Here is a 16857-nt window from a genome sequence, read left to right as displayed (position 1 = left end):
TCCGCCGACCCCTAGACAGCAGCCCGACCCTATCGGTACGGTTCGTATCGTACGACGCGGTACGTCCCGTACTGCTTCCCTCCACCCGTAAAGGGGCGCATGTCAATGAAGTCATGTCGAAGCAGGTCACTCCGCCCACTCGGACTCGGTGCCGGACTGCTGGCCGTCTCGCTCACCCTCGCCGCCTGCGGCGGCGGCGCCGAGCCGAGCGGCCCGGCCACTGCCACCACGCCCGCGGAGGCCGACGCGGCCACTGCCGAGCCTGCGGCGGCTACCGCCACCGAGGGCCAGTGCGGCAGCGTGCCGGAGATCGCGCCCGAGGACCCGGACGGCGTCCTCGCGGCACTGCCGGCCGAGCTCCAGGCCTCCTACAACGGCTTCCCGCAGCCGATCCTCGCCAGCCCGTGGGCGGACTGGGCACCCGAAGGTGACGGCCCGTGGGACGTCGCCATCCTCTGGCAGCCGACGATGAACACGTTCACCACGAACGTCCACGACGGCCTCACGGAGGCGCTGGAGGCGTCCGGCAACGTCAACGTCGTCGCGGACCTCGCACCGAAGGACCCGACCGACGTCCCCGGCCAGCTCCAGCAGTTCAACCAGGCCGTGGCCCAGGACCCGGACCTCATCATTCTCATGCCGCTGGCGGCCGAGCCGTTCATCGAGCCGGTCGAGGCCGCCGCCGCGGCCGGCATCCCGACGGTCACACCGTGGCTGCCCGTGCCGACGAGTGGCGCGATCGGCATCAGCCAGAACGACTGGCTCGCCGCCGCCAAGATCAGCGCCAGCGTCGCCACCAGCATCGACGGCGAGGGCACGGCTCTCATGGTGCACGGCATCCCGGGCATCTCGAGCGACAACAACGCGTTCGCCGCTTTCGACGCGGTGCTCGGGCTGTGCCCGGGGATCGAGCAGGCGGGCGAGGTGACCGGCAACTTCTCCACCGCCGCCGCCCAGGGTGCGGTGATCCAGTTCCTCTCGACGCACCCGGGGGAGGTCGACGCCGTGTTCCAGGCCGGCGTCATGACGCCCGGCATCATCCAGGCGTTCGAGCAGCTCGGCCGCCCGGTCCCGGCCATTGCCGACCTCGGCTCGACACAGGGCAGCATCGCCTATGCCCACGAGAACCAGGACACCTACCAGGAGTTCGGCGGCTCCGTCCCGGACTTCGAGATCGGCCGCGTGGCCGCCGAGGTGGCGCTGCGCACGCTGGCGGGCGACGGTCCGAAGCTCACGCCGATCCTCACCGAGCTCAAGCCCATCGACAACACGAACATCGACGACGTGTACCAGGAGGGGTGGACGGTCAACAGCAGCGGCGACGCCTGGTTCCCGGACGACACGTTCATGGAGCCCGAGGTCCTCGACCAGTTCTTCACCGGGACCGCGCGGTGAGCAAGGACCTCACGGTGCCGCGCGTCGCCGTCCGGGGGGTCAGCAAGACCTTTGGCGCGACGCGCGCCCTCGTCGGCGCGGACCTCGAGGTCCGCGCCGGCGAGGTCCACACCGTCATGGGCGAGAACGGGTCGGGGAAGTCCACCCTGGTCAAGATCCTCTCGGGCGTGCACCGGCCGGATGCCGGTGAGCTCGCGATCGACGGTGACCCCGCTGGCGACATGCGTTCACCGGCCCACGCCCGCTCCCGCGGCGTGGCCACGGTGTTCCAGGAGGTCCTCACCGTGCCGGGCCAGACGATCGCCGAGAACGTCTGGCTGGGCTCACGGGGCTCGCACCTGAGCGCGGACGAACGGCGGGAGCGGGCCGCGAGCGTGCTCGAGCAGCTCCTCGGGGAGCCGGTCGACCCCTCAGCTCCCGTCGAGAGCCTGTCCCTCTCCGGACGGCAGGCCGTGTGCATCGCCCGGTCGCTCGTCAGCGAGCCGCGGTTGCTCATCCTCGACGAGTCCACCTCGGCGCTCGACATCGCCACCCGGGACCGGCTCTTCGCGCTCGTGCGCGCACTCACCACCGAGGGGACGAGCGTGCTGTTCATCTCCCACCGGATGGACGAGGTCTTCTCCGTCTCCGACGTGTTCACCGTCCTCCGGTCAGGTAGGACGGTCGCCTCCCGGCTGGACGCGGAGGCGACCACTCCTGATGAGCTCGTCCATCTCATGTCGGGGACGGAGACGCTCGACGGGCGCCGCGCGGGCTCCCGGGGCGCCGACGTCGTGCTCGAGACGCCGCTGTTCCCGCTCCACGAGGGCGAGGTCGTGGGGCTGGCCGGGCTCGAGGGGCAGGGCCAGGAGGAGCTCCTCAAGTCCCTCCGCGGGGCCCAGGCGGCCGGTCCCGTCGCGTACGTCCCCCGCGAGCGGCGCGCCGAGGGAATCTTCGAGCAGCTGAGCATCGCGGAGAACTTCGCCCTCCCCACGCTGACCCTGGACACCACCGCAGGCGTCATCCGCCGTCGGCGCACCGCTGCCCGCCTCGCCTCACACGGCGAACAGCTCCGGCTGAAGATGGGCCACAGCAGCGACGCGATCACCACGCTGTCCGGAGGGAACCAGCAGAAGGTGATCATCTCCCGCGCGCTCGCCGACGACCCCACCGTGCTGCTGCTCAACGACCCGACCCGCGGGATCGACCAGAACGCGAAGAACGACATCTACACGCTCATCGGCGAGCTCCTCCGCCGCGGCCTAGGCGTCGTGCTCCTGTCGACCGAGGTCGACGAGCTCGTCCACCTCGCCGACCGGGTCCTGGTGTTCGAGGACGGTGAGGTCAGCGCCGACCTCACCGGTGAGGAGATCACCCGCGAGGCCATCGTGAGCGCCTACTTCGGGGCGGTCGTCCCGTGACCACGACGAAGGACATCGACATGACCCAGGCGAACAACACGCTCGCGCTCCCCGCTGCGGCGGGCCCGACGAGCGCCGCGAAGCAGCGCAGGGCCGTGCCGACCAGGCGGACCTGGGTCTTCGCGGCCGCCCTCGTCGTCGTGCTGCTCGTCGCGAACGCCTCCGTCCAGCGCTCCATTCTCGACCCGGCCTACTGGCCCACCCTCCTGGGCACCCTGGCACCGTTCGTCCTCGTCGCACTCGCCTCGACGGTGCCGATCCTCGCCGGCGGCGGCGGGATCGACATCTCGGTGGGACCGACGGCGACCCTGACGAACTGCCTGCTCGCTGCGGTGCTCTTCGCCAACGGGTGGACCTCGGTGTGGGTCACGCTGCCGATCGTGCTGCTCGTGGGAGTCGCGATCGGCGTCGTCAACGGCCTGCTCGTGGTCTACGGGCGTCTGCAGCCGGTCATCGCGACACTGGCCACCTTCTTCGTCCTCAGCGGGGTCGCCCTGAAGATCTCCCCGAGCCCGGTGCCCGCCACCGGCAACTGGACGAGCAACCTCGCCGGCATGGTAGGCCCGGTTCCCGGCGCCGTCCTCACCATCGGTGGAGCACTGCTGGTCTGGCTCGTGCTGTGGCGGCTGCGGTTCGTCGCCACCCTCAAGGCCGTCGGCGGTGACGACGTCGCCGCCTTCTCGGCCGGGGTCCCCGTCGGGATCGTGCGCATCGGCGCGTACGCGCTCGCCGGTCTGTTCGCCGCGATCGCCGGGATCGCGCTCACTGCGGTGATTCAGACCTCGGCGCCCTCCCTCGCCACGACCTACTCCTTGGTCGCGCTCGCCGCCGTGTCACTCGGCGGTACCTCGCTCCTCGGCGGCATCGGCGGGATGCTCGGCTCCGTCCTCGGCGCATCCGCCATCTACCTCCTGCAGGAGCTGCTGGGCGGCGCCGGTGTGCCGACCAGCTACGTGCAGTTCGCCTACGGCGTGCTCCTCGTCGCCGGCGTCGTCCTCTCCGGCCTCGCCACGCGGAAGCGGTGACCACCATGGCTCTTGCAGTAGCAGCTCGTCCCCGGACGACCTCGACAATGCTCCGGCGCCTGCCGGTCGTCCAGCTGGCGGTGCTCGCGGCCGTCGTCGCCTGGGGAGCGACCCAGATGGACGGCTTCACCTCCCCGTCGTCGCTCAAGGCGATGTCGGTCATCGCCTGCCTGCTCGCCCTTGCCTCACTCGGGCAGACCCTCGTCATCATCATCGGCGGCCTCGACCTCGCCGTCCCCGGCTACATCACCCTCGGCGCCGTGTCGACCGTCGTCCTCGGCGGGAACCAGGGGTGGCCGCTGTGGCTCGTCGCACTCGTCGTCGCGGCAGCGTGCGCGGTGGCAGGCGGGCTGAGCGGTGCGATCTGCCACTACCTCAAGGTGCAGTCGCTCGTGGTCACGCTGGGCATGTCGGCGGTCCTCATCGGCGGGGTCGTCATCGCCACGGAGGCCAACATCCTCGGCATGCCGCCGGCCAGCCTGGGCAGCTGGACGGCAGTCATGGGGACCACGTTCGGTCTGCCGTTCCCGCCCGTCGTCGCCCTCACCGCGCTCGCCGCCGCGAGCACGTGGCTCTTCCTCGGACACACCCCGGCGGGCCGACGCCTCTACGCCACGGGGGCGAACTCACGAGCCGCCGAGGGGATCGGGATCCGGACCGGACGGGTGTGGATCGGCACGTTCGCCTTCGGCGCCGCCTCCACCGGGCTCACCGGCATGCTCATCGCCGGCTTCACCTTCGGGGCGTCCGTCTCCGTCGGTGACCCGTACTTCTACTCCGGTCTCGCGGCCGTCCTCGTCGGCGGGACCGCGCTGGGCAGCGCGCAGGGCGACTTCGTCCGCACCGTGCTCGGGGCACTCACCCTCACCGGCCTCACCACCATCCTCGCCGGGCAAGGCCTGGGCGAGGGTGACACGCGTATCCTCTACGGCATCGCGATCATTCTGGTGGTCCTGGCCTACGGACGCGGCCGACGCCTGCGCGACCGGCTCTGACCCGCGCGCCGGACCACCCAGCAAGACCTGACACAGGGACGTGTTGCCATGACCACCCTGCTCGACACCCGGACGGTCACCCCGTCCGACCGTCCGGACTACTGGGCGGCGGGAATCGCCGAGCACTTCTTCTCGATGTCCCTCCAGCCGCCGACCGACCACCCGTTCGCCGCCCGCCTCACCGGCGGGCACGTCGGCCCCGTGGGAGTGGGCTCCATCCGTGGGGTCCCGCACCGAGTCGCCCGGACCGCCCACCTCATCGCCGCGACCGACCCGGACTGCATCGTGCTCTACCTCCTGCGCCAGGGTCTGTGCCGCCTCGAGCAGGACGGCCGCTCGTGCGTCCTCGGGCCCGGTGACCTCGCCTTCCACGACACCTCGCGGCCATCGGCGTTCGAGGCGCTGGACGGCCTCGACGTCGTGGTGTTCTCCATCCCGAAGTGGTTCATCCCCGGGGTGGAGAGGGTGGCCGGCCTGACGTCGGTCCCCCTGTCCCAGCACCGCCGGCCCATCGTGAGCATGGCGGTACCGTTCCTGGCGTCCTTCGCCCAGGCGGCCGAGACGGACAGGCTCTCCGAGCCGGTGAGCGAGGGTCTGGCCGACATGCTCGCCACGATGGTGCGCCTGCTCCGCGGTGACTGCGACGAACAGTCACTCGAGCACGAGTCACCCGCCGACGTGCTGCTCGGCCGGATGCGGCGCTACGCGCTCGACCGTCTGCACGACCCCACCCTCGGACCCGAGCAGATCGCCCAGGCGCACTTCGTCTCCACTCGCTACGTCCACAAGCTGTTCGCCGCCTCCGGGTCGGGGGTGGCAGCATGGATCCGAGAGCAGCGCATGGAGAGGGCAGCCCAGGACCTGCGGCTGGCCACCGGCTCCTCGATCGCGCACATCGCCACCCGCTGGGGCTACCGGGACGCGGCGAGCTTCAGCCGTGCCTTCCGTCAGGCCCACGGCCGGTCACCGCGAGACGTGCGTGCCGGCTGGTAGCAGGCAGCGGCGTCACCGGAGAACGACGAAGGCCCCCGCCGGTGTCGCAGCGGGGACCTCTCGTCGACCGGGTGCCGTCAGTCGAGCGGGAAGCGCTCGTCGATGACCGGGAAGCCCTCCTGCCGCATCCGGGTGCCCCAGATGCCCGACTTGCCGGGGGCGATGATCCCGTTCGGGTCGAGGGTGTCCTTGATCGTCTCGTTGAACCGGCCCTGGGCGTGGTCGTTGAAGCCGAACTGGTGCGCGGCGAGGTCCATGAAGGACAGGTGCGCCCGGTACTCGCCGTAGCCCATCTTGCCTGCCCTGGCGACCATCCGCTTCGCCGCCGAGTAGGCCTTGTCCACCTGCTCCGGGTCCTTGGTGTCGAAGGGGATGACGTTGATGAACGTCGTCGCGCGCGCGTTGATCGGGAGCATCCCACCGAGGTAGTCGAGGCCGGCCTCGGCGCACATCTCGACCATGAGCTGCTGCGCCTCGGCCGCGTGCTTGGCGGTCAGTGGGACCACCGGGGAGAAGTCGACGTGGCCACCCTCCTCGCCCCCGGACCAGCTGGCCATCTTGTACAGGTCGTTGTTCGGGACCCCGATCATCACCTGCTCGTGCGGGTTGGGCAGCGTCTCCCACTGGTCCGCACCGTACTTCTCGCCCTTGATGTCGACGCCGGGAATCCGCATGAACCGGGCCTTGAGCTTGGCGAAGTTGTGGTCGACGACGGCCTCGTCCCCGTAGAGCGCGAAGCGCATCATCCACCGGCCGAGGTCCATCTCCTTGGCGATCGTGTCGATGACGTCCTCGGGGATCGGACCCGGCCCGTCGTACCACTGAGCCCGGCTCGAGAGCATCGACGCCATGATGAGGGTGTTCGACAGCTGGGGGCGCATGTCGATGGTGCCCGCGAGCATGAGCTCGCGCAGCGCGTCGATGACCTGGGGCAGGTTGGCGGCGTCCCACAGGCGCAGCCACAGCGGCATGTAGACCTCTGGCTTGGGCATGAGCCAGTAGCCCATCTTGGTCACGATGCCGAAGTTGGACTGCATGAACATCTCGGTGGACGTCGGCCCGAGGCCACGCTTGTAGAGCGGCCAGGTGGGGTTGTTGTCCATCGCTCCTGAACCGGTCCGCAGCAGGTCGCCGTCGGGGAGCACCACCTCGAAACCGCAGTGCGCTGCCTGGTCGATCGAGTACGGCATGTAGGTCAGCCCGTGCTCGAGGGTGTTGGAGACGACGCCGCCCCAGCCCACGTCGACGATGGAGGCGACCAGGTCGTGCCCGCCGGCCTCGATCGCGTCGTGCAGGTCGTACCAGCTCACACCGGGCTCGACCATCGCGTAGCCGAGCTCCTCGTTGATCTCGAGCACCTTGTTCATGTTCCTGAACGAGACCATCACCGAGCCCCGGACCTGCGGCGCGGCACCGCCGTAGCCGTTGTTCTTGCCGCGGCCGATCGGCCACAGCGGGATGCGGTGCTCGTTGGCCAGCCGCACGATCGCCTGGACGTCCTCGACGGACGTGGGGCTGACGACGCCGGAGGGCACGTTCGTCGCCGTCCCGGGGACCTGGTAGGGATCCTGGAAGTCCTGCAGCGCCTCAGGATCGGTGGCCACCTTCTCGGTCCCGATCGCGGCGGCGAATGCCTCGAGTGCGCGGTCGAGCTCCGCCTCGCTGACCCCGGGTGGGGTCGGCCGGGTGCTCTGGATGATCTCAGTCATCGTTCTCCTCATCTCTCCGTTGAACCAGGAGTCGTGTTGCCTGTTGTACGCGGGCCGACCGCCTACGTGGGGGGTTGTGCAGAACCTGCACAGCGTCGTGCAGGCCCTGCACGACGGGCGATGGCGCCTGGCCCCGCCGTGGTTCGATGCCTGCGTCATCTCCACGAGAGATCGAAGGGACGAGGAAGCCATGGCACAGGGACGACTGTCCGGGAAGGTCGTGCTGCTCACCGGCATCGCGAGCGGGATGGGACGCGTGACCGCCCAGCTGTTCGCGAGCGAGGGCGCCGTCGTGGTGGGGTGCGACCTCGACGCCGCGGGCGCGGCCGAGACCGTCCGGCTGGTCGAGGCCGCCGGCGGAACCATCGAGGCCGACACGCCCGTGGACCTCGGCAGACGTGAGGACGTCGAGCAGTGGGTCACGGAAGCCGTCGAGAAGCACGGCCGCGTCGACGTGCTGTACAACAACGCGAGCATGCCGCGGTTCGCGCCGTTCGCCGAGCAGAGCGACGAGGACTACCTCTTCACGGTCGACAACGAGCTGCACCTGGTGTGGCGGGCGTGCCACCTCGCCTGGCCCCACCTGGCAAAGGTGAGGGGCGCGATCGTGAACATCGCCTCCGTCGCCGGCATCCAGGGCGCCCGGGCGCTCCCCCAAGCTGCCCACGCCGCAGCGAAGGGCGGGGTCCTGGGCCTCACCCGACAGCTCGCCGCGGAGGGGGTCGCGGTCGGCATCAGGGTGAACTCGGTGAGCCCGGGCGTGATGGGCACGCCGCCCATCCTCGCGATGTACGAGGCGCTCGGGCAGGACGCGCCCGTGGCCCCGATCGTCGAACGGACGATCACCGGCAAGCCGGGTGACCCCATGGCCGTCGCGTACGCCGGGCTCTACCTCGCGTCCGACGAGGCGGCCTGGGTCACCGGGACGAACATCGTCGTCGACGGCGGTGCGCACGCCTTCATGTGACGGACGGATCGGGCAGGCGAGGGCCGGGGAGCACAGCGCTCCACGGCCCTCGATGCGTCTGCCCTGGAGCGAACGCCGGTGTGGGTGCGCTCAGAGGCGCAGCGTCGGGTCCATCCACCGGTGCAGGATCCGCACCACGTCGACGCCCTCGGGGCTCTCGACGTAGAAGAGCAGGTGGCTGCCGATGCCGTACCGGTGGCACCCCTCACGGATCTCGTCGCACGCGCGGCCGCGGCGGGGATCGTCGGCCACGCGCTCGATGGCGGCTCTGATCTCGGCGATGTACCTCTCCGCATGGTCGACGTCCCAGCGCTCCTCAAGTGAAGTCCCAGATCGACGAGAGATCGCGCTGGAGGCCAGCGCGGACGACCTCACTGGCGGACCGGTAACGGCCCGAGGAGACCTCCCGGGATAGGAAGTCCGCGAAGTGGTCGGCCAGGCTGATCGAGGTGTTACGAGCCATGGCGCACGGCTACCAAGCATTGGTAGTGCCGCCTGGTCGGCCCAGGGTCCTACATTCACCCGATCTCCGCAGACTCTTCCATTCGATACAGTCCGTATCGTATGCTCCTTTGAACGCGGGACCGCCACACGGTCCCGGGGCACGACACGAAGCCGAAGGAAAGGTCCACCAATGAAGCTGGGACGCATCGCCGTCGACGGTCCGGACGGTGAGGAGATCCGCGTGGTCGCGGCCGAGCCGCACCTCGACCGGGTCATCGACCTGAGGAAGGCTTACGCGCTCGCCCTGCAGCAGCGCGGCGCCACGGTCGAGGGCTCGCGACAGGTTGCGCGGGCGATCTTCCGCGACCTCACGGAGGGCGTCTCCACCGGGGACTTCTTCCTCGACGCCGCACACAAGGCGCTCGACGCCGCCGACGACGCCTCGATCCCGCTCGCGGAAGCGAGCTTCCGTGCGGCGATCAAGCCGCCGGTGCTCCGGGACAGCCTGACGTTCAACGGCCACATCAAGAACTTCTTCGGCAACGTCATGCAGACGACGCCCAGTCGCGCCGTGTACGAGCGCCCCGGCTTCTTCAAGGGCTCGACGGCAACCCTCTACGGCACGAACGAGACGATCCCCTACCCGAGCATCACCGAGAAGCTCGACTACGAGCTGGAGATCGGCTACGTCATCGGCAAGCCGGGACGCAACCTCACGCCGGACGAGGCGTTCGACCACGTCTTCGGGATCACCATCTTCAACGACTGGTCGCTGCGGGACGTCCAGGTCCTGGAGAGCCCGATCGGCATGGGCGCCCAGCACTCCAAGGACTTCGCCTACGGGATCGGCCCGTGGATCGTCACGCTCGACGAGATCGAGTCGGTCATCGGCCTGCGCGGCCAGGTCCGGGTCAACGGTGAGATCTGGTCCGACACCAAGGTCGAGGACTTCATCTGGACGCCGGAGGAGACCGTCGCGTACGTCTCCCAGCTGAACGGCCTTCAGCCTGGCGACCTCATCGGCTCCGGAACCATGGCGTTCGGCGCCGGGGCCGAGCTCCAGCGGTTCCTGCAGCCCGGTGACGTCCTTGAGCTCGAGCTCGAGAAGGTCGGCGTTCTCCGCAGCCCGGTCGCCACCGAGAAGGAACAGCCGACCTGGTGGCCCACCCCCCAGCCCTTCCCCTTCGAGGAGAACTGAGATGACCGCACGCAAGCCTGTCCGCCGGGTGGTCACCGGGCACGACGACGACGGACGCGCCGTCATCCTCTTCGACGACGCGGACGCCCCGAACTCGTTCAGCTCGGAGACGATCCCCGGCTTCGGCGCCACCGTCGCCTGGTTCACCCCTGCGGGCACCGTGGACCACGTCACCGACGAGGACACCGCCCCGGCCGGCCGCCAGTTCGACTTCCCCGCCGTGGGCGAGACCGTCGTCCGCATCGCCGACTTCCCGCCGGACTCTGCGTACCCGGACAACGCCGGGGACGCCGTGTTCGAGGAGATCGGCGGACAGGAGGAGCGCGAGGCCGGCAGCGAGTACAGCGCCGGGAAGCACTTCTGGTTCCACCGCACCGAGTCGATCGACTACGCCGTCGTCCTCGACGGGGAGATCACCCTGCTCGTCGACGAGGGCGAGGTGACGATGCGGGCAGGCGACGTCGCCATCCAGCGCGCGACCGCCCACGCCTGGTCCAACCGCACCGACAAGGTCGCCCGCATGATGTTCGTGCTCTACGGCACGGACCCGATCAGCCCGGCCGAGATCGCGGCACGGCGGACCGGCACGAGGGTGGAAGAGCTGGCGTGATCATCGACCCGACGGCGGCCGACGGAGAGGTCATCTGGGAACCGGACCCCGCACAGCTCGCCGACACCCAGACCGAGCGGTTCGCCGCGTTCGTCCGCGCCCGCGGCGTACCGCTCGGCGAGGGGTACCGGGAGCTGTGGGCGTGGAGCGTCGCCGACCCGGACGCGTTCTGGTCCTTGTTCGTCGAGTACGCCGGCATCCGGCTCGGCGGCGAGCCGGGCCCGGTCCGCAACGGGGAGCCCATGCCGGCCACCCGCTGGTTCCCCGGGCGCACCGTCAACTTCGCCCGCCACCTCCTCGACGCACGTGAGGGGACGGCGGTCATCGCCGTCGCGGAGGACGGGGCCGTCGAGGAAATCTCCTTCGACGCCCTGCGGGCGGAGGTGGCGGCCCTCGCGGCCCACCTCCGCACCCTCGGCGTCGGCGCCGGCGACCGGGTGGTGGCGGTGCTCGCGAACGTCCCCGAGGCCGTCGTCGGGCTCCTCGCCTCGGCGTCGATCGGTGCGGTGTGGTCCGTGTGCTCACCGGAGTTCGGCCCCGGCGCGATCGTCTCGCGGTTCGCGCAGCTCGAGCCGAAAGCCGTGCTCGCCGCGCCGGGCTACCGCCTGGCCGGCAAGGACCGGGACCGCCGGCCCGAGCTCGAGGAGGTCCTGGGCCAGCTGCCGACCGTCGAGGGTGTCGTCTGGGTGACGAGGCACTCACCGTCGGTCCCTGCTCCCGCCACCGAGGTAGCGGCCGTCGAGTGGCGCGACCTCCGCGCGGCGACGGGCCCGTTGGAGTTCGCGGACGTGGAGTTCAGCCACCCGCTGTGGGTGCTGTTCTCCTCCGGGACCACGGGCGTGCCCAAGGGCATCGTCCACGGCCACGGCGGGGCGCTGCTCGAGGAGCTCCAGATGCTCCTGTTCGGCGGCGACCTCCGTCCCGGTGACCGATTCTTCTCGGTCGCCTCCACGAGCTGGGTCGTGTGGAACACGCTCATCAGCGCGATGGGAGTCGGGGCCACTCCGGTTCTCGTCGACGGGAACCCGACCTTCCCCTCGCTCGACCGTGTCTGGGAGATCACGGCCCAGACCCGCTCCGCGCTGCTGGGCCTCGGGGCGGGGTTCGTGCACGCCTGCGCGAAGTCGGACCTGGTGCCTGGACGGGACCACGACCTGAGCGGGCTGCGCGAGATCCAGGTGACCGGTTCCCCTCTTTCGGCTGACGGCTTCCGCTGGGTCTACCAGAACGTCGGCGACGTCTGGCTGGCCTCGATGAGCGGCGGCACGGACATCGCCGGGTGCTTCGTCGGGGGCGCACCGACCGAGCCGGTGCGGGTCGGGTACATCCAGGCGCCGGCGCTCGGCGCCAAGGTGGAATCGTGGGACGAAGCCGGACGCCCGGCGTCGGGCAAGGGGGAACTCGTCATCACCGTGCCGATGCCGTCGATGCCGCTGTACCTGTGGGGCGACTCGGACGGGTCCCGGTACCGCAGCAGCTACTTCGAGACCTACCCCGGCGTATGGCGGCACGGTGACTTCGTCGAGATCTCCGACAAGGGCATCCTCATCCTCGGCCGGTCCGACTCGACCCTGAACCGCAACGGGATCCGGCTCGGCTCCGCCGACATCTACGCGGTCGTCGAAGCGCTGCCCGAGGTCGCCGAGGCGATGGTCGTCGGCGCCGAGATCGGGACCGAGGGGTACTACCTCCCCCTCTTCGTGGCCGTCCGCGACGGCGTGAGCGAGGAGGCCGCCAGCTCGGCCATCGAACGAGCGATCCGGGCGAACCTCTCGGCCCGGTACCTGCCCGACGAGATCGTCCACATGCGGGCGATCCCCCACACCAGGACCGGCAAGAAGCTCGAGGTGCCCGTCAAGCGGCTGCTCCAGGGCGCCGCCCTCCGTGACGTCGTCGACCTCGGCGCCGTCGACGACGCAGCGCTGCTCGAGGAGTACGCGGCGTTCGCGGCGTCGAGGGCAAAGACATTGGCAGCGCTATAGCCCACCCGGCGTCGGGTCACCCGGCGTTTCAACCCACTCACCCACGACATCGAGGAAGCGGTCTACCTCGGGGACAAGGTCATCGTCCTCTCCGGCCGGCCTGCGACGGTCACTCGAGAGGTCGCACTCCCGCTCGGACGCGAACGGGACCAGATCGAGACGAAGTCGAGGCCCGACTACCTCGAGCTGCGCGCAGAAATTCACCGGGAGATCGCCCGACCCGCAGGCACGGTGGCGCGCACGGCGCTGAGCAGCGCCGCGACCGGAGCATCCGCAGCAGGGGCTGTCTAGTGGCACCCGATACTCCCGGGCACGTCCTCGCGTAGGCAGGTTGACGGGAGCGGTACGCCTGGACCGGCGGATGTCGGCCGGGAGGATCTGAGGCGATCCGGCACGTCCTCAGTGTTCTCGCGCCGCCTGCCGCCCGAGCGTCTGCCACCTCCGCGTCCGTGAGGAACCGGCGCCGACCGTGCGCGAGACGTTCAGCGTCCGGATCGGTCGACGGGCTGGAGGAGGAAGTCGCACCGGGGAGCGCCGACGGCCAGGGTGCCGGTACGGGCGAGGGTCAGGGTCCGCGGCATCCGGTCACAGACGAGCTGGTCCCCGTAGCAGAAGACCGACGTCAGCTCAGGGGCACCGTAGTGACGCAGGAGGCGCAGGTAGAAGCACACCGAGACGTCGAACCTCAACCCCTCGTCGTCGTCCTGTCCCCATCCGACAGTGAACCCGGGCGCCGGAAAGGCGCGCGGGACCAGCCACCTGGTCGCCCTGCGCAGCCCCGCGAAGGTCACGCCCAGCCGGTCGATGACGCCGGCGACCCGCAGGATCGGCGTCATCTGCGCCTCCATGAGGTCGCGCACCGTCCGCCTGGCCACCAGGGCGTCGCCGTGCTCGCGGCTCAGGACCCGGTAGGCGGCGAGGTTCGGGCCGATCGACTGGCGGAGGTGGAAGCGTAGTGCCCGGTTCTCCTCCGCCCAGGACGGCCGGCCAGCGATGATTCGCGAGTACTCGGCGGCGATCGCTCGGACTCGGGCACGACCACCGTCTCGCCCGTACCGGGCGGCCATGGCTCGGCGCCACCAGCCGCGCCGCGGCAGGCGGGACCGCGTATGTGGGCTCACAGCACCTCTGCCTCACGTGAGGGACTCGACCGCGCGCTTCGCCGAGCCGGGAGCCCGAGGTTACACCCGTCCCGGAGGGCCGATGTGCGGGAGCTGCGGCCGCGTCGTGCGACCACCCCGACCCCAGCGGGGAAGCAGAAGGGCGCCGCCCGCACGGTCGTGCGGACGGCGGCCTTCATCCGGTGGAGCTAGGGGGATTCGAACCCCCGACCTTCTCATTGCGAACGAGACGCGCTACCAACTGCGCCATAGCCCCATGCTCCCGTAGAGCAGTGACAACTTTAGCACCGCCGCCGCCGGGGAGTGAACTCGGCCCGACGTTGGCGTGGGTCACACGGTGGCCGCGCACCACCGCGCCCGGCGCCGCCGCGCACAGTACGTTGAGATCCCCGAGCCCCGACGACGAGGACGCCCATGACCTTCCACGTGGACTCCGAGGTCGGTCGCCTGCACCAGGTCATCCTGCACCGGCCCGACGTCGAGATGCAGCGCCTGACCCCGCAGAACCGCGAGGAGCTGCTCTTCGACGAGATCCTGTGGGTGGAGCGGGCCCAGGAGGAGCACGACGCCTTCGCCCGGGCGCTGCGTGAGCACGGCGTGGAGGTGCGCTACCTCGCCGACCTGCTGCGCGAGACGCTGGCCGTGCCGGCCGCCCGGTCCCTCATCGTCGACAGCACCTTCGGCACCTCCCTGCTGGGCGCGGCGGGCGTCTCCCCGGTCCGCGAGCTCGTCGACACCCTCGACGCCCAGGAGCTCACCACCGTGCTCATCGGCGGCCTCACCAAGCGGGAGCTGCTCGAGCGCATCCCCGAGCCCCGCTCCGTCGCCCTCCACGTCCTGGGGCCGGACGACTTCGTGCTTCCTCCCCTGCCCAACCACCTGTACGCGCGAGACGCGTCCGCCTGGGTATACGACGGCGTGGGGGTGAGCAACATGCGCAAGCGCTCGCGGCTGCGCGAGTCGCTCCACTACCAGGCGATCTACCGCTTCCACCCCGACTTCACCGGGGTCGGTTTCCACCTGTGGAGCGGCGCAGGTGGACGCTCCGGCATCAACGTCGAGGGCGGTGACGTCCTCGTCCTCGGCCGTGGCACCGTCCTCGTCGGGATGAGCGAGCGCACCACCCCGCAGGGCGTGGAACGGGTCGCACAGCGGCTCTTCGAGACCGGCTCCGCGTCCCAGGTCGTCGCGCTGGCGATGCCCCAGGAGCGCGCGTTCATGCACCTCGACACCGTCATGACGATGGTCGACGACCACACGATCATCGAGTACGCCGGGCTCGGTGCACTGCCCACCTACCGGCTCACGCCCGGTGACGCGCACGGAGAGCTCGTCATCACCGACCACCCGCCGGAGGACATGCACGCCTCCATCGCCCAGGCGCTGGGCATCGAGGAGCTGCGGGTGCTCACGCCCGCCCAGGACTCCCTCAGCGCCGAGCGGGAGCAGTGGGACGACGCGTGCAACGTCCTGGCACTCGAGCCCGGCGTCGTCATGGCCTACGAGCGCAACACGACGACCAACGCCTACCTCCGCTCGCACGGGGTGGAGGTCATCACCGTGCCCGGGTCGGAGCTCGGCAGGGGCCGCGGCGGCCCGAGGTGCATGAGCTGCCCGACCATCCGCGACGGCATCTGAGCAGCCGAGCCCGTCACGCGGTGCGCCATCCGCACCCGAAGCGTGCGCCCGCAAAGGAGCACCCGAAGCGTGCGCCCGCAGGTGAACTGTGCACCCGCTCTACCGGGCGCACGGTGGCCAGACCGGGCGCACGGTCGGTCGGACGCACGGTCGGTGTGGCCGGTGCTGGGCGAGCGGGACGGGGCTGGTGTGGTCAGGCACCGACGGCGCGGCGGCGGGCCAGCACCGAGTCGAGGTCCAGGCCGCGTGCCGGCGGCATGTCGGGCGTCTGGGGCGCGACGAGCTCGGGCTCGAGGACCGGAGCGTAGGGGGACCCTGCCAGCCCGGAGGTGACGGCGTGCTCCACTGCCGCCTCAGCCGCAACAGGCTCCTGTGCCGGCGCCTCGTAGGGGGCGATGTCCCGGCGCGGTGCCGGTGCCTTCAGCGTGTAGGACGGTGCCGGGACCGGGACCGGTGTCCACCCACGCTCGGTGTCCGCCAACTGAGGGACGGACGACTCCTCAGCGACGGCGTCCGCGTCGACAGCCGCGGCTGCGTCCGTGGTCGCCGTCGCGTCCCTGCCCGTGCCGGCGGTGGCCGCGGCTGCGTCCGTGGTCGCCGTCGCGTCCCCGCCCGTGCCCGCGGTGACTGCCACGTCATCGCCGACGGCCGGGGCGTGGGCGACGGTGGGCTCGGCGCCGGCGGCGGTCGCGCCGCTGCCCGTCGTCGCCGCACCGGTCGTCGTCTCACCGGTCGTCGCACCGTGGGCCCTCGACGCGCCGGCCCCTGCCGGGCGGGCTCCGTTCCCCTGCTCGGGCCGTGTCCGCGCCGCGGGCCGCACCTGGAGCCGGGCCATGGCAGCGCGGTCGGCAGCGTTGCGCCGGGCAGCGATCTTCGCCGCGCGGCGGCCGAGCACGAGCACGGTCGTGAGCAGGACGGTCGGCACGATCCCGAGCACGACGGACGCGCTCGCGACACCGAAGGCCAGCCAGCCACCGACGCTCGCGAGGAGAAGGAGCACGGTGAGCACCAGCCGGCGCCGGGCGGCCGCCTTCCGCCGGCTGATCTCCGCGGCTCGCGCTGCACGCGTGGCCGCCAGTCGCCGCGCCTCTGCAGCGGCCCGTTCGCTCGGGGTGGTGGGCCTGTTCACCGCGGGTGCCTCCGTTCGTCGTCGTGGGTCGTGCAGGTACGGCCGGCTCTCGCGGACCCCGTGGTGCTCGCCGGGCGAGGGCCTCCTGGCGGCCGCCCCGGTCGTCACCACCCGCAGCGTGCCCGAGAAGCGGTCCTCGACCCGTGCCTGCGCGAGCTGGTGACGGCTCTGCACGAGGTGCGGGACCAGGTACCCGAACAGGACGAAGGCCAGTCCCACGACCACCCAGCCCTGAACGTCCACGGCACGAA

15 protein-coding genes and 1 tRNA gene are annotated in these 16857 nt (G+C 70.8%); 10 read left to right on the top strand and 6 right to left on the bottom strand.

All coding sequences use genetic code 11. The annotated features are described in order from the left end of the window. The first annotated feature begins 105 nt into the window (after positions 1 to 105). The 5 genes from VR894_RS06860 to VR894_RS06840 are packed head-to-tail and all read left to right on the top strand — an operon-like array spanning position 106 to position 5808. Positions 106 to 1395 (top strand): substrate-binding domain-containing protein, encoded by a 1290-nt coding sequence (locus tag VR894_RS06860; RefSeq protein WP_324650619.1) that lies wholly within the window; start codon positions 106 to 108, stop codon positions 1393 to 1395. Then, entirely contained in the window at positions 1392 to 2795 is a 1404-nt protein-coding gene (locus VR894_RS06855) for a sugar ABC transporter ATP-binding protein (protein WP_324650618.1), read from the top strand. Before VR894_RS06860 ends, VR894_RS06855 begins: the two co-directional genes overlap by 4 nt. Then, the gene (locus VR894_RS06850) at positions 2792 to 3820 is read left to right on the top strand and encodes an ABC transporter permease (protein WP_324650617.1); all 1029 of its coding nucleotides are present in this window, start codon (positions 2792 to 2794) and stop codon (positions 3818 to 3820) included. The genes VR894_RS06855 and VR894_RS06850 overlap by 4 nt, the downstream gene beginning before the upstream one ends. Positions 3821 to 3867: 47 nt before the next feature. Then, the gene (locus tag VR894_RS06845; protein WP_324650616.1) at positions 3868 to 4815 is read left to right on the top strand and encodes an ABC transporter permease; all 948 of its coding nucleotides are present in this window, start codon (positions 3868 to 3870) and stop codon (positions 4813 to 4815) included. Between the two features lie 48 nt (positions 4816 to 4863). After that, positions 4864 to 5808 (top strand): helix-turn-helix domain-containing protein, encoded by a 945-nt coding sequence (locus tag VR894_RS06840; protein WP_324650615.1) that lies wholly within the window; start codon positions 4864 to 4866, stop codon positions 5806 to 5808. Positions 5809 to 5885: 77 nt separating this feature from the next. Here the strand turns inward: VR894_RS06840 and VR894_RS06835 are convergent, their stop codons facing one another. Next, a complete protein-coding gene (locus VR894_RS06835) occupies positions 5886 to 7517 on the bottom strand; it encodes an FAD-binding oxidoreductase (RefSeq protein WP_324650614.1) in 1632 nt (543 codons plus the stop codon). 190 nt (positions 7518 to 7707) lie between these two features. Here VR894_RS06835 and VR894_RS06830 point away from each other — a divergent pair, with 190 nt between their 5' ends. Continuing rightward, the gene (locus VR894_RS06830; protein WP_324650613.1) at positions 7708 to 8484 is read left to right on the top strand and encodes an SDR family NAD(P)-dependent oxidoreductase; all 777 of its coding nucleotides are present in this window, start codon (positions 7708 to 7710) and stop codon (positions 8482 to 8484) included. A 90-nt stretch (positions 8485 to 8574) separates the two neighbouring features. On the opposite strand, the gene VR894_RS06825 is transcribed toward VR894_RS06830, so the two are convergent. Next, positions 8575 to 8859, bottom strand: coding sequence for a type II toxin-antitoxin system RelE/ParE family toxin (locus VR894_RS06825; RefSeq protein ID WP_324650612.1), 285 nt, complete (start codon positions 8857 to 8859; stop codon positions 8575 to 8577). Continuing rightward, entirely contained in the window at positions 8801 to 8947 is a 147-nt protein-coding gene (locus tag VR894_RS06820) for a type II toxin-antitoxin system ParD family antitoxin (RefSeq protein ID WP_324650611.1), read from the bottom strand. The genes VR894_RS06825 and VR894_RS06820 overlap by 59 nt, the downstream gene beginning before the upstream one ends. A 171-nt stretch (positions 8948 to 9118) precedes the next feature. Here VR894_RS06820 and VR894_RS06815 point away from each other — a divergent pair, with 171 nt between their 5' ends. Genes VR894_RS06815 through VR894_RS06805 form a run of 3 tightly spaced genes read left to right on the top strand, consistent with a single transcriptional unit; the run spans position 9119 to position 12718 of the window. Next, positions 9119 to 10126, top strand: coding sequence for a fumarylacetoacetate hydrolase family protein (locus VR894_RS06815; RefSeq protein WP_324650610.1), 1008 nt, complete (start codon positions 9119 to 9121; stop codon positions 10124 to 10126). A 1-nt stretch (position 10127) separates the two neighbouring features. Beyond that, complete coding sequence (locus tag VR894_RS06810; RefSeq protein ID WP_324650609.1) at positions 10128 to 10736, top strand: cupin domain-containing protein; 609 nt, start codon at positions 10128 to 10130, stop codon at positions 10734 to 10736. Next, the gene (locus VR894_RS06805) at positions 10733 to 12718 is read left to right on the top strand and encodes an acetoacetate--CoA ligase (RefSeq protein ID WP_324650608.1); all 1986 of its coding nucleotides are present in this window, start codon (positions 10733 to 10735) and stop codon (positions 12716 to 12718) included. Before VR894_RS06810 ends, VR894_RS06805 begins: the two co-directional genes overlap by 4 nt. Positions 12719 to 13200: 482 nt before the next feature. Here VR894_RS06805 and VR894_RS06800 read toward each other — a convergent pair whose 3' ends face one another. Both VR894_RS06800 and VR894_RS06795 read right to left on the bottom strand, forming a co-directional pair. Next, entirely contained in the window at positions 13201 to 13839 is a 639-nt protein-coding gene (locus tag VR894_RS06800) for an L-2-amino-thiazoline-4-carboxylic acid hydrolase (RefSeq protein ID WP_324650607.1), read from the bottom strand. A 183-nt stretch (positions 13840 to 14022) separates the two neighbouring features. After that, positions 14023 to 14095: transfer RNA gene (locus VR894_RS06795), tRNA-Ala, on the bottom strand. 158 nt (positions 14096 to 14253) lie between these two features. Here VR894_RS06795 and VR894_RS06790 point away from each other — a divergent pair. Then, positions 14254 to 15477: an arginine deiminase gene (locus VR894_RS06790; protein WP_324650606.1), complete on the top strand. Its 1224-nt coding sequence runs from the start codon at positions 14254 to 14256 to the stop codon at positions 15475 to 15477. 193 nt (positions 15478 to 15670) lie between these two features. Here the strand turns inward: VR894_RS06790 and VR894_RS06785 are convergent, their stop codons facing one another. Further along, positions 15671 to 16849, bottom strand: coding sequence for a hypothetical protein (locus tag VR894_RS06785; RefSeq protein WP_324650605.1), 1179 nt, complete (start codon positions 16847 to 16849; stop codon positions 15671 to 15673). Positions 16850 to 16857 lie beyond the last annotated feature (8 nt).

This window comes from Georgenia sp. H159, from assembly GCF_035607575.1.
GTDB lineage: Bacteria > Actinomycetota > Actinomycetes > Actinomycetales > Actinomycetaceae > Oceanitalea.
This window is presented reverse-complemented; position numbering and strand designations above follow the sequence as displayed.